Genomic DNA, 12,056 nt, shown 5'->3' on the forward strand with positions numbered 1-12,056 from the left:
TGATCCATCACCGACACCTCTCGCCAGGGCATGGACTTGGCCTCCTTTACTGCCAAATCCCTGCACTATGATGTGTCGGCTATGTCCCCGAACACCCGTCGGTCATGTCCCCGGGCTGAACATCAAGTCGGGCGATGACACCTGTTATTTTGGCAAGAGCTTTTGCCCCCTCACTCTTACGACGCCCACCCTTGATTTCCTCACCCATTCCCGCAATCTCGCGCGCATGACAAACATGCCTTTCTTCACGCGCGACGGCGATACATTCCATCCGACGGAAGTCGCCAATGGTCCATGGGATCCGACATCGCTGCACGGCCGCGTCATCGTCGGCCTGCTCGGCTTCGCGATCGAGGAACGCCATTCCGGGCCCGAATTCGTGCCGGCGCGGCTCACGGTCGACATGTTTCGGCTGCCGACGATCGACAAACCGATTCAGGTGACGACACGCCTCGTGCGTGACGGTCTGCGCATCCGCGTGGTCGAGGCGGAATTCGTCTCCGGCGGCGTCAGCATGGCGCGCGCCTCTTGCCAGCTGCTGCGCAAGACGCAGAATCCGGAGGGCAATGTCTGGTCGCCGCCGAACTGGGAGGTGCCGAAGCCATCAGACATCCCGAAACCGACCGATCCCAGGCTCGGCATGAACGGCAAATGGACCACGCGCCCCATCGTCGGCCACATGGGCTCGCTCGGGCCGCGCCGGCTGTGGATGAGCGAGGTGCGCGAGCTCGTCGCCGGCGCCCCGATGACGCCGTTCGTCCATGTCGCCGTTGGTGCCGATTTCGCCAGCCCGTTTGCCAACGCCGGCGACAAGGGACTCGGCTACATCAACAGCGACGTCACGATCTATCTGCACCGCCTGCCGGTGACGAAGTGGATCGGCTTCGAGGTGGTGAACCACCACGCCACCGACGGCGTCGCGATCGGCGAATGCTGGCTCTATGACGAACAGGGCCCGATCGGCACCGCGACGGTCGCAGCGCTGGCCCAGCGCAAGCCGATGGCAAAAGCGCCGCCGCCGTAGCCACACTGCCATTCCGGGGCATCGCGCAGCGATGACCCCGGAATCCCGCTCAACAATCTCTGGATTCTCTGATGCGCAATTGCGCACCGTAGTTCGCGCTCCGCGCGCCCCGGAATGACGGCTAGAGCGCGATGAGATTTGGATGAATCGTCATCGCGCTTTAGCTTGTTGTTTACGCATGATCTTTCCGGAAAACCGCTTCGCACTTTTCCGGATCATGCTTTAGACGAGATGCCGCCGCATCTCGGGGCGCGCCTTCAGCTTGGCGCCCTGCTTGGCCGCGATCTTCGCGATTCTTTCGGGTGCGAACTTCAAATCGACGAACGCCGGCGCGGTATTGGCGACCTCGTGATAGCTCGCGATCTTGCCGTCACGCAGCGTGATGACGGCAACACCCTCGAACATCGCCCGCGCACCGTTCGCTTCCGGCAGGGTTGATTTGTAGCTGAAGGTGTAGCGCGCATAGAGCGTGGTGCCGTCGGTGACGGGCTCGTGCATGTCCCAGCGGAAATCGGTCGCCGTACGATAGAACCAGTCATCGATCATCGCGGCGATCTTCGCGCGGCCGGCGAAGGCGCCGTAGAACACGTCGTGATAGACCCCGTCTTCGGTGAACAGCTCGGCGAAGGCACGGCCGTTGCGCTGCTCGACGGCATCGCAGAAAGCGCGCAGCATGGCAGTGGTGGTCATTGGCGCATCTCCCAATTTCTCCGTCATGCCCCGGCTTGCCGCCTTCGCTAAAGCTTCGGCGGCCGAGCACCCTTGTGGCCCCGGCGTAGCCTTGGCGGAGCCGGGACCAGGGCATCCAGTACGCCGCGGCTTCTCGGTTCAAGCACAGCCTTGGCTGGAATACTGGATCGCCCAATCAAGTCGGGCCATGACACCGAATGTTGGGCACCAGTTTCACCCGATCTCGGCCACCGCGGCAAGAATGCGCGCGATGTCTTGCGGACGCGACAGGCGGTGATCGCCGTCCTGGATCATGGTCAGGACGACATCGTCGGCCGGCAGGCGATGGGTCAGCGCAAACGCGTGCTGCCAGGGCACGTCGGGATCCTGCGCGCCTTGCAGGATGCGGACGGGGCAGCCGAGATCGATGGCGCTGCCGAGCACGAGGTGATTGCGGCCCTCCTCGATCAGGTTCCGCGTGATCGGATAGGGTGAGCCGTCGCCGTATTCCGAGGGCCGAAGCCAGACGCCTTTGGTCTCGATCTCTTTCTTCACCGCGGCCGAGAAATTCTTCCACATGAGCTCCTCGGTGAAGTCGGGCGCCGGCGCGATCAGGACGAGACCGGCCAGCGACGCTTTGCCAGGACGCTTCTTGATCTCGCGCGCGAGCAGCAGCGCCATCCAGCCGCCCATGGACGAGCCGATCAGGACCTGCGGGCCGTCGCAAAACCGCTCGAACACCGCGACGCTTTCCTCCAGCCAGCGTCCGATGGTTCCGTCGGCGAAATCGCCGCCGGACTCGCCGTGGCCGGAATAGTCGAACCGGACCATTGCGCGGCCGTGATCCCGGGCCCAGGCGTCCAGCGCCAAGGCCTTGCTGCCCTGCATGTCCGATTTGAATCCGCCGAGCCAGACCAATCCGGGTCCCTGTCCACGCCGACTGCGCACCGCGATCCTGCGTGCGGACAGGCCCTCGCCCACATCGATGAAGTCGAGCATGGCATCAGGAATTATGTCGGTCATGGAACGTTTACTCTGGCTGTGCGGTTTGAGCTGTTTGGACGCGTCCCGCAGCTCAATTCGGTGGCGGCATTGCCCTTTGGAACGCTTGCGGAACAGATGCAAGGTGTCTATGTCGTCAGCGCGCCCAGGCGTGACCAAAATGCCTCGCATTTGAGGGTTTTTCGCGTTTCGCACGAGCGACTTGCTTGCCGGCAAACGCATCTTGCTTCAAAATAGCCGCTTCCTTCACAACTTTGGAGAACCACCCATTCGCCGTCCTAATAAAGCTCCGCCCGCTGCCAGCAAAGACGGGCCACGCATCAATGATGATATCCGCAATGCGCAGATCCAGCTGATCGACCAAACCGGTGACAACAAAGGAGTGGTCGAGACCGTCGTCGCCATCCGGATGGCTCAGGAAGTCGGCATGGATCTGGTCGAGATTTCGCCGAATACCAGCCCTCCCGTCTGCAAGATCATGGACTACGGGAAGTACAAGTATTCCGCGCAGAAGAAAGCCGCGGAAGCTCGTAAGCGGCAGAAGACGGTCGAGATCAAGGAGATCAAGCTCCGCCCGATGATCGACGACCACGATTACGACGTGAAGATGCGCGCCATGCAGCGGTTCTTCGAAGAGGGCGACAAGGTCAAGATCACGCTGCGCTATCGTGGCCGCGAAATGGCGCACCAGGAGATCGGCACCAAGCTTTTGGACAAGATCAAGACCGACGTCGCCGAGCTCGCCAAGGTCGAACAGGACGCGCGGTTCGAAGGTCGCCAGGTCGTCATGGTGCTGGCGCCGCGCTGACGCGAAGCGCTTTGGGGACTGAGAATTCAGCGGCCCGTCCGGATCTCCGGCGGGCCGTTTGTGTGTCAGATCCTCCTCGCCTGCCAGGTGCCGCTGCACCGGTCGCCGGAGATGACGCCCTTCCATGAACCGGCGCCGTTCAGGCCCGCGAGCCGGCCGCCGCCGCTGGCATGGGAGGCGCCGACCGAAACCTGGACGGCGACGGCCCCGGAGTGGTTGACCCGGCCCGAGACCCGGCCGCCGCCGGCGGACGAGACGCGGCTGCCTGTCACGACGAAGGGAACGCTGTAGCCCGAGCTGCAATTGCCGCGGGTGGTGGCGAAGGTGACGTTCCAGATGCCGTCATAGCCGCCGGCGCGGGCGTCGGCGGTCTGTGGCAGCGCAGCCGTGGCGAGCACGGCGAACGGCGCCAGATGGCGGGGCCGGGCGAAATTCGCCAGCGAAGAGAGAAATTGCGGGAAAGGGGCCATTTTGGTCCTGCTTCAGGCACAAGGCTTGGAGATGAGGGGTGGCAACCTCCAATAGTCGGCGGGCAGGTTTCGGCGGTTCATCGTTGCCAATTGGCTTGTCCTCTGTCATAAGCCCAGCCTTCATCGCCCGGCTGATTAAGGGCTGCCGTGGCGGTGTTTCGTGCGGGTTTCGCGCTTGTTCGTAAAACCTGAGCACAATCAACGCTCTAACGAGCATTTTTGACGGCCAGCCGCCTTCGCGGGCGAATCTCTATGGCCATTAGGAGAGCCAAATGCCCAAGCTGAAGACCAAATCGGGCGCTAAAAAGCGCTTCAAGGTGACTGCCACCGGCAAAGTGATGCACGCCCAACGCGGCAAGCGTCACGGCATGATCAAGCGGACGAAGAAGCAGATCCGTCAGCTCCGCGGCACCCGCGTGCTGTTCAAGACCGACGGCGACAACGTCAAGAAATACTTCTTGCCGAACGCCTGATCGCGTCCGCGATCACTGCCAGCCTCGCCGCGCATCCCGCGGCAATCCGATAACCAAAGTCATCTCTGAAGGATTTCGTCATGTCTCGCGTCAAACGCGGTGTGACCGCCCACGCCAAGCACAAGAAGGTCTACAAGGCCGCCAAGGGTTTCTACGGCCGCCGCAAGAACACCATCCGCGCCGCCAAGCCGGCCGTGGAGAAGGCCCAGCAATACGCCTTCCGCGACCGCAAGCGTCGCAAGCGCACTTTCCGCGCGCTCTGGATCCAGCGCCTCAACGCTGCCGTCCGTCCGTTCGGCCTGACCTACAGCCGATTTATCGACGGCCTCGCCAAGTCGGGCATCACCGTGGACCGCAAGGTGCTGTCGGATCTCGCGATCCGCGAGCCCGCCGCGTTCCAGGCGATCGCCGAGAAGGCCAAGGCCGCGCTGGCGGCGTAAGCCGTCTTGCACTGTGCTCGCAGCGTTCAGCTTGTGATGGCCCGGTCAGGGGCGCGCCTCGCGCTTTACTGCCCCGGCCGTCACCTGTCGCGCCAATACACTTCTCCGACGTGGATGTCCGGCACAATGCCGGGCGTGACGGGCTAGGATCATCGGCTCAGCATCCTGGCCAAAAGGGATTGCCATGACCGATCTTGCCCAGCTCCAAGCCCAGATCATCGCCGACATCGCCGCCGCCTCCGACGAGGCTGCGTTGGAAGCCGTGCGTGTTGCAGCCCTCGGCAAGAAGGGCTCGATCTCGGCGCTCCTCGCCACCCTCGGCAAGATGTCGCCGGACGAACGCAAGACGCAAGGCGCCGCGATCAATCAGGCCAAGGACGAAGTCGGCCAGGCGCTCGCCGCGCGACGCGACGTGCTGAAGTCGGCAGCGCTCGAAGCCCGGCTCGCCTCCGAGACCGTCGATGTCACCCTGCCGCTGCGCGATGCCGCAGCGGAAACCGGCCGCATCCATCCGCTGAGTCAGGTCTGGGACGAGCTGACCACCATCTTCGCCGACATGGGCTTCTCGGTGGCCGAAGGCCCCGACATCGAGACCGATGACTACAACTTCACAAAACTGAATTTCCCGGAAGGCCATCCGGCGCGCGAGATGCACGACACGTTCTTCTTCCATCCGAAGGAGGACGGCTCGCGCATGCTGCTGCGAACCCACACCTCGCCGGTGCAGGTGCGCACCATGCTGAGCCAAAAGCCGCCGATCCGGGTGATCTGCCCGGGCCGCACCTATCGCATCGATTCGGACGCGACCCACACGCCGCAATTCCATCAGGTCGAAGGCCTCGTCATCGACAAGACCTCGCATCTCGGCCACCTCAAATGGATCCTGCACGAGTTCTGCAAGGCGTTCTTCGAGGTCGATCACATCAACATGCGCTTCCGCCCCTCGTTCTTCCCGTTCACCGAGCCGTCGCTGGAGGTCGACATCCAGTGCCGCCGCGACAAGGGCGAGATCCGCTTCGGCGAGGGGGAGGACTGGCTCGAGATCCTCGGCTGCGGCATGGTGCATCCGAACGTGTTGCGCGCCTGCGGCATCGATCCCGACGAGTACCAGGGTTTTGCCTGGGGCATGGGCATCGACCGCATCGCCATGCTGAAATACGGCATCGCCGACCTGCGCCAGCTGTTCGACAGCGACGTCCGCTGGCTGTCCCATTACGGCTTCAAGCCGCTCGAAGTGCCAACGCTTGCCGGAGGGCTGAGCTCGTGAAATTCACCCTCTCCTGGCTGAAGGACCATCTCGACACCGACGAGCCGCTCGAAAAGCTCGCCGACAAGCTCACCATGATCGGGCTAGAGGTCGAGAACATCGAGGACAAGGCGAAGGCGCTCAAGCCCTTCACCATTGCGAGGGTGATCTCGGCCGAGCAGCATCCGAATGCCGATCGGCTGCGGGTCTGCATGGTCGACACCGGTGACGGTGGCGCGCCGGTGCAAGTCGTGTGCGGCGCGCCGAATGCGCGGGCCGGGCTCATCAGCGTGTTCTCGCCGCCCGGCACCTACATTCCCGGCAAGGACATCACGCTGGGCGTCGGCACCATTCGCGGCGTCGAGAGCCGCGGCATGCTGTGCTCGGCGGCTGAGCTCCAGATCTCGAATGACCATGAAGGCATCATGGAATTGCCGGCGGATGCACCGATCGGCGCGGCTTATGCCGAATGGGCCGGCCTCGGCGATCCCGTGGTCGAGATCAACCTGACGCCGAACCGGCAGGACTGCACCGGCGTGCACGGCATCGCGCGCGATCTTGCCGCCGCCGACATGGGCAAGTTCAAGGACCCGACGATCAAGCCGATCAAGGGCGAATTCCCGTGCCCGGTGAAGGTCACTGTCGAGGACGCAACGCTGTGTCCGGGCTTCGCACTGCGCCTCCTGCGCGGCGTCAAGAACGGGCCTTCGCCGGAATGGCTGCAGAAGCGGCTGACCGCGATCGGGCTGCGCCCGATCAACGCGCTGGTCGACATCACCAACTTCATGACCTTCGACCGCGCGCGGCCGCTGCACGTGTTCGACGCCAAGAAGGTGAAGGGCAATCTCGTCGTGCGCCGCGCACGCGAGGGCGAGAGCCTGCTCGCGCTCGACGGCCGCACCTACAATCTCGATCCCGCCATCTGCGTGATCGCGGACGAGCGCGGCGTCGAATCGCTCGCCGGCATCATGGGCGGCGAAGCCTCGGGCTGCGACGAGACCACGACCGACGTGCTGATCGAATCGGCGCTGTGGAACGAGATCAATATTGCCCAGACCGGCCGCAAGCTCGGCATCAATTCGGATGCACGCTACCGCTTCGAGCGCGGCGTCGATCCGGCCTTCATGGTGCCGGGGCTGGAGCTCGCGACCAGGCTGGTGATGGAGATGTGCGGCGGCACGCCGTCCGAGACTGTCGTGGTCGGCAAATCCTTCGCCGACGACCGCGTGATCGACTTCCCGGTCACGGAAGTGAAGCGCCTGTCCGGCATCGAAGTGCCTCAGGTCGAGATGAAGCGTATCCTGACCCATCTCGGCTTCATGATGGCGGGCCCCGGCCCGGTGGTGAAGGTGGCAGTCCCCTCTTGGCGCTCCGACGTGCACGGCAAGGCCGACATCGTCGAGGAGATCGTGCGCATCTTCGGCGTCGACAAGGTGCCGATGACGCCGTTCGAGCGCGGCGAGGACGCGCGCAAATCCGTGCTGACGCCGCTCCAGCTGCGCACCCGCCGCGCGCGGCGCGCGCTGGCGAGCCGCGGCATGGTCGAGGCCGTGACCTGGTCGTTCATCGCCAAGCCTGCGGCAAAATTGTTCGGCGGCGGTCAGCGCGAGCTCGAAGTGGCCAATCCGATCGCCTCTGATCTCTCCGACATGCGTCCGACCTTGCTCGCGGGCCTGATCGCGGCCGCGCAGACCAATGCCGATCGCGGCTTCGGCGATGTCGCACTGTTCGAGGTCGGTCAGGTGTTCAAGGGTGATCGCCCGCAGGACCAGTTCATGGCGGCGAGCGGCGTGCGCCGCGGCCTTGCTTCGTCCGAAGGTCTCGGACGGCACTGGACCGGCTCCGCCCAGGCTGACGTGTTCGACGCCAAGGCCGATGCGCTGGCGGTGCTGGCTGCGGCCGGCGCGCCGATGCAGGCGCTGCAGATCGTCGCCGGCGGTCCCGGCTGGCTGCATCCGGGCCGCTCCGGCACGATCCAGATCGGGCCGCAGAACGTGCTCGGCAGTTTCGGCGAGGTGCATCCCCGTGCGCTCGAGGCGCTCGGCGCCGACGGTCCGTTGATGGTGTTCGAGGTGATCCTCGACCGCATCCCGGAGGCGAAGAAGAAGCCGACCCGCGCCAAGCCGCTGATCGAGCTTTCGGCGTTCCAGCCTGTTACGCGCGACTTCGCCTTCATCGTTGAGCGCACGGTGAAGGCCGGCGACATCGTGCGTACGGCGCAGGGCGTCGACAAGAAGCTGATCACTGGCGTCAACGTCTTCGACGTCTACGAGGGCAAGGGCATCGAAGACGGCAAGAAGTCTATCGCCATCGCGGTGACGATCCAGCCGCGTGAGAAGACCCTGACCGACCAGGAGATCGAGGCCGTCGGTGCCAAGATCGTGGCCGAGGTCACGAAGAAGACCGGTGGCACCTTGCGGGGATGAGTCTCGCCGGCTTTCTCCCGCAGGACGTCAGCCTCACCATTGCGATGGCGCTCTGCGCCGTCGCTTTCGTTTCGGGCACCGCCCGCGGCTTTTCCGGCTTCGGCTCGGCGCTGATTTTCATGCCGCTGGCGAGCAGCATCGCGGCGCCGCGGCTCGTTGCCGCCTTGCTGCTCGTCATCGATTTCGTCGCGGCAGCGCCGCTGCTGCCTGACGCATGGCGCAAGGCGGACCGCAAGGCCACCGCCGTGATCGTGCTGGGTGCCCTGATCGGCGTGCCCGCCGGCACATACTTTCTCAGCGTGCTCGAGCCCGTCACCACGCGCTGGATCATCTCCTGCTTCGTCGCAGCGCTGTTGCTTCTGCTGCTGTCGGGCTGGCGCTATCGCGGCAAGGACCACACCTGGCTCTCGGTCGGCATCGGCAGCCTCTCCGGCTTCTGCAGCGGCCTCGCGCAGACCGGCGGCCCGCCGATCGTCGGCTACTGGCTCGGCCGTCCGATCGCCCCGATCGTCGCGCGCGCCAACATCGTACTGTTCTTCGGCGCGTCCGATTTCTTCTCGATGGTCAGCTATGCGACAACGGGTTTGATCAGTCGCGAATCGCTGGTGCTCTCGCTGATCGTCGGCCCCGTCTACGCGCTCGGGGTCGCGTTCGGTGCTTCGCTGTTCGGGCGCGCGAACGAAAAGGTGTTTCGCGGCATTTGTTACGGGCTGATCGCGCTGGCGGTGATTGCGGGGCTGCCAGCGCTGGACGGGGTGTTGCGCTGAAATCTCAACCGCGCGCTTGTCCGGGACGACGGCGCAGTTTGTTGCAACTTGGTTGCCCCTACTGCCGCGGCACGCGCCGCTTCTTCGTCGACTGCGTCGGCACGTCGGCCGGCTCGTCCCTGAGCGCGCCGATCTTGCGCAAGGCTGCATCCGCAGCACGCTCGCCACTTTCCCAGGCACCGTCGACAGTGCCCCACAGCGTCTCGTGCGTGGCTTCGCCGGCGAGGAACATGTTGCCGATCGGCTCGGCCAAGGTTTTCCGCGAGAGCTGACCGCCCGGCGAAGCCGCCGACATCGCGCCCAGCACGAAGGGCGAGGCATTCCAGCGCGTGGCGCTGGTCTTCTGCACGGCGGCGGCGGCCTCGCTGCCGAACAGCTTTGTGATCCACTCCTTGGCGAAAGCGACCATGGCCTTCTCGCCCTGCTCGGTGAGATCGCGGCCGAACGAGCCGCCGACATCGATCGAGCACAGCGAGGAGCCGCCGATATTCGCGTACATCAGTGCCGTGCGCATCGAATCGCTCTGCTCGATCAGGATGTCGTCGCGCGACAGGCCGAGCGGATTGCCCGGCAATTGCAGCACGATCCGATCGTAGCTTCCTAGGCTGAGCTTGGATGCCGCGTCCAACGTCCGCTTGGGGATATCGGGTGCGAACTTGATCGCTCCCGATGTCAGCACATTGGTCGAGACCGTGACGATGGCGGCGCGCGCGGCGATCTTGCCGGCTTGCGTCTCCACGCTGACGTCGCGGTTGCTCCAGGCGATGCGGCTCGCCGGCGTCGACAGCGCCACCGGCGCCTGCTCGGCAAGCTTGGTGATCAGCGTGCCGAGGCCCTGGCGGCAGGCGATCGCCGCGTTGCGGTCCTGCGCGCGCCCCTTGTCGATCGCGGACAGCTCCTTCAGGTCCTTGCCGGCGAAGCCCGCGCCCAGCATGAACTCGGCCGCGCCGGCCCAATCGCCGAGATCCTTGGGCAGCACGGACGCGCAGGATGTATCCAGCTTGCCGCGCGCGGCCTCGTCGATGGCGCGGTTGGCGCGCACCAGCGCCGCCAGGAACTGCTCCGTCTCGCCCGCGCGCGCATTGCGGCGGCCGATGCGCATCTTCTGGCCCGATGGCGCCGGCAGCACGTCGAGCCCGACGCTGCGCGCCAGCCGGATCATGGGGTTCGTGTCGGGATTGTGCATCCAGCGCGCGCCGCGGTCGAACGGCGTGTCGAACGTCGTACTATCCGTGATGCAGCGGCCGCCGACTTGCGATGCCGCTTCCACCACGACGACCTTGCGGCCCATCGCGATGATGCGCCGCGCCGCGGCAATTCCCGCAGCTCCCGCACCGATCACGACGATGTCGACCTCACGTGGCAGGGGTGCGGCGGTTGCGCGCAGCACCGGCATCGCCGCAAAAGCCGCCGACGCCGAAAGGAAACCGCGGCGCGTGATTGTCATGTCATGGTTTCCGGGGACTTGCGGCGAACGGGAACAGCCCGCGAACCTTGCCGTATCTGATGTTGCGCAGCAACCATCATGGTGAATCAATCCGCTTGATCTCGCAGAGTGATGAACCGAATTGCAACACGTTTCGACCATGATAGAGAAGGGAAAAAGACGGCCGGAGAAGGTCGTGGGGGGAGTTCGACATGGGGACGGTCCTGGATTCAGTCGGCAAGCTGATTGCCGCGTACCTCTCAAAGGAGGTGCCGGGCTATGAGCCGTTCACGCCGAGCGACCCGGAGCATCTGCGCGGCGTCATCGAGCCCGGCGACGTGCTGCTCGTCGAAGGCAACAACCGGATCTCCGGCATCATCAAATATCTGACGCAGTCGACCTGGTCGCATGCCGCGCTCTATGTCGGCCCGATCGAGGGGGCGGAGGAGCCCAACGGCGAGCCGCATGTGCTGATCGAAGCCAATATCGGCGAAGGCGTCACCTCCGCACCGCTGTCGAAATATTTCCCCTATCACACCCGCATCTGCCGCCCGGTCGGGCTGTCCCATGAGGACCGCACCACGGTCTGCCGCTATGCGATCAACCGCATCGGCTTCGGCTACGATACCAAGAACATCATTGATCTCATGCGTTACCTGTTCCCGCTGCCGATACCGCAGCGTTGGCGTCGGCGCATGATCGCGATCGGCTCGGGCGATCCGACCAAGATCATCTGCTCGGCGCTGATCGCGCAGGCCTTCGACGCCGTGCGCTATCCGATCCTGCCGAAGATCACCAAAGCAGGCAGCCGCGCCGCCCGTCGCGAGATCCTGCACATCCGCGATTCCTCGCTCTACATGCCCCGCGACTTCGACATCTCGCCCTATTTCGAAGTCGTCAAACCCACCATCGTGCACGGGTTCGACTACACCGCCCTGCACTGGGCCGACAAGCAGAAGCCGCTCGAGGAGGTGGCGGGCACTTTCAGTGTGTTTCCAGAAACGCTCCGTGCGCCGCCGCTCGTTCCTGAGGCGATTGACGAAGAGGCGTCGGCTGAGATTTCGGCTGAAGAAGTGAACGCATAGCCCGCGGAGATCACCGCCGCGTTCTCCGAGCGTTTCGTGCTGCTGTGCGAGCTCGCGATCTACCGCGCGCGCGAGCGGGGGATCGCGGCGTAGCCCCACCGTCGTCCCGGCGCAGGCCGGGACCCATACCGCGTGATCCATCGAGTACGGGCGATAGCGGTATCGAACAGCCAGTCTTCGCCAAAACCCTCCCTGGGGTTATGGGTCCCGGCCTGCGCCG

The 12,056-nt window shown here is 64.7% G+C and carries 11 protein-coding genes and 1 pseudogene; 8 read left to right on the forward strand and 4 right to left on the reverse strand.

The annotated features are described in order from the left end of the window. Positions 1 to 226: 226 nt before the first annotated feature. Positions 227 to 1,024 carry an acyl-CoA thioesterase domain-containing protein gene (locus tag EAV90_RS32030; RefSeq protein ID WP_122400200.1) on the forward strand — a complete coding sequence of 266 codons (798 nt, stop codon included), beginning with the start codon at positions 227 to 229 and terminating at the stop codon, positions 1,022 to 1,024. 222 nt (positions 1,025 to 1,246) lie between these two features. Here the strand turns inward: EAV90_RS32030 and EAV90_RS32035 are convergent, their stop codons facing one another. Together EAV90_RS32035 and EAV90_RS32040 are read right to left on the reverse strand one after the other, a co-directional pair. Next, positions 1,247 to 1,714 carry a nuclear transport factor 2 family protein gene (locus EAV90_RS32035; RefSeq protein WP_164937199.1) on the reverse strand — a complete coding sequence of 156 codons (468 nt, stop codon included), beginning with the start codon at positions 1,712 to 1,714 and terminating at the stop codon, positions 1,247 to 1,249. Positions 1,715 to 1,927: 213 nt separating this feature from the next. After that, a complete protein-coding gene (locus EAV90_RS32040) occupies positions 1,928 to 2,716 on the reverse strand; it encodes an alpha/beta hydrolase (protein WP_129145714.1) in 789 nt (262 codons plus the stop codon). A 247-nt stretch (positions 2,717 to 2,963) separates the two neighbouring features. On the opposite strand from EAV90_RS32040, the gene infC reads away from it, so the two are divergent. Continuing rightward, positions 2,964 to 3,503, forward strand: a complete 540-nt coding sequence (gene infC / locus EAV90_RS32045; RefSeq protein WP_122406304.1) for a translation initiation factor IF-3 — start codon at positions 2,964 to 2,966, stop codon at positions 3,501 to 3,503. A 65-nt stretch (positions 3,504 to 3,568) separates the two neighbouring features. On the opposite strand, the gene EAV90_RS32050 is transcribed toward infC, so the two are convergent. Next, the gene (locus EAV90_RS32050) at positions 3,569 to 3,973 is read right to left on the reverse strand and encodes a hypothetical protein (protein WP_129145715.1); all 405 of its coding nucleotides are present in this window, start codon (positions 3,971 to 3,973) and stop codon (positions 3,569 to 3,571) included. Between the two features lie 272 nt (positions 3,974 to 4,245). Between EAV90_RS32050 and rpmI the strand changes: the two genes are divergently transcribed. The 5 genes from rpmI (at position 4,246) to EAV90_RS32075 (ending at position 9,325) form a co-directional block, all read left to right on the forward strand. Beyond that, complete coding sequence (gene rpmI, locus EAV90_RS32055; protein WP_008539890.1) at positions 4,246 to 4,446, forward strand: 50S ribosomal protein L35; 201 nt, start codon at positions 4,246 to 4,248, stop codon at positions 4,444 to 4,446. Positions 4,447 to 4,526: 80 nt separating this feature from the next. Then, positions 4,527 to 4,886 carry a 50S ribosomal protein L20 gene (gene rplT, locus EAV90_RS32060; protein WP_027550107.1) on the forward strand — a complete coding sequence of 120 codons (360 nt, stop codon included), beginning with the start codon at positions 4,527 to 4,529 and terminating at the stop codon, positions 4,884 to 4,886. Positions 4,887 to 5,070: 184 nt separating this feature from the next. Next, positions 5,071 to 6,153 carry a phenylalanine--tRNA ligase subunit alpha gene (pheS, locus tag EAV90_RS32065; RefSeq protein ID WP_129145716.1) on the forward strand — a complete coding sequence of 361 codons (1,083 nt, stop codon included), beginning with the start codon at positions 5,071 to 5,073 and terminating at the stop codon, positions 6,151 to 6,153. Next, positions 6,150 to 8,558: a phenylalanine--tRNA ligase subunit beta gene (gene pheT, locus EAV90_RS32070; protein ID WP_129145717.1), complete on the forward strand. Its 2,409-nt coding sequence runs from the start codon at positions 6,150 to 6,152 to the stop codon at positions 8,556 to 8,558. Before pheS ends, pheT begins: the two co-directional genes overlap by 4 nt. After that, complete coding sequence (locus EAV90_RS32075; protein WP_129145718.1) at positions 8,555 to 9,325, forward strand: sulfite exporter TauE/SafE family protein; 771 nt, start codon at positions 8,555 to 8,557, stop codon at positions 9,323 to 9,325. The genes pheT and EAV90_RS32075 overlap by 4 nt, the downstream gene beginning before the upstream one ends. 58 nt (positions 9,326 to 9,383) lie before the next feature. Here EAV90_RS32075 and EAV90_RS32080 read toward each other — a convergent pair whose 3' ends face one another. Beyond that, a complete protein-coding gene (locus EAV90_RS32080) occupies positions 9,384 to 10,772 on the reverse strand; it encodes a flavin monoamine oxidase family protein (RefSeq protein ID WP_129145719.1) in 1,389 nt (462 codons plus the stop codon). A gap of 191 nt (positions 10,773 to 10,963) precedes the next feature. On the opposite strand from EAV90_RS32080, the pseudogene EAV90_RS32085 reads away from it, so the two are divergent. Next, positions 10,964 to 11,929: pseudogene (locus EAV90_RS32085) on the forward strand (YiiX/YebB-like N1pC/P60 family cysteine hydrolase). Positions 11,930 to 12,056: the final 127 nt, after the last annotated feature.

The organism is Bradyrhizobium vignae, assembly GCF_004114425.1.
Taxonomy (GTDB): Bacteria; Pseudomonadota; Alphaproteobacteria; order Rhizobiales; family Xanthobacteraceae; genus Bradyrhizobium; species Bradyrhizobium vignae.

Coding starts and splice junctions, on each gene's coding strand:
- rplT (WP_027550107.1), top strand. CDS start 4,527: ATGTCTCGCGTCAAACGCGGTGTGACCGCCCACGCCAAGCACAAGAAG.
- EAV90_RS32080 (WP_129145719.1), bottom strand. CDS start 10,772: ATGACAATCACGCGCCGCGGTTTCCTTTCGGCGTCGGCGGCTTTTGCG.
- EAV90_RS32075 (WP_129145718.1), top strand. CDS start 8,555: ATGAGTCTCGCCGGCTTTCTCCCGCAGGACGTCAGCCTCACCATTGCG.
- EAV90_RS32040 (WP_129145714.1), bottom strand. CDS start 2,716: ATGACCGACATAATTCCTGATGCCATGCTCGACTTCATCGATGTGGGC.
- EAV90_RS32030 (WP_122400200.1), top strand. CDS start 227: ATGACAAACATGCCTTTCTTCACGCGCGACGGCGATACATTCCATCCG.
- rpmI (WP_008539890.1), top strand. CDS start 4,246: ATGCCCAAGCTGAAGACCAAATCGGGCGCTAAAAAGCGCTTCAAGGTG.
- pheS (WP_129145716.1), top strand. CDS start 5,071: ATGACCGATCTTGCCCAGCTCCAAGCCCAGATCATCGCCGACATCGCC.
- EAV90_RS32035 (WP_164937199.1), bottom strand. CDS start 1,714: ATGACCACCACTGCCATGCTGCGCGCTTTCTGCGATGCCGTCGAGCAG.
- EAV90_RS32050 (WP_129145715.1), bottom strand. CDS start 3,973: ATGGCCCCTTTCCCGCAATTTCTCTCTTCGCTGGCGAATTTCGCCCGG.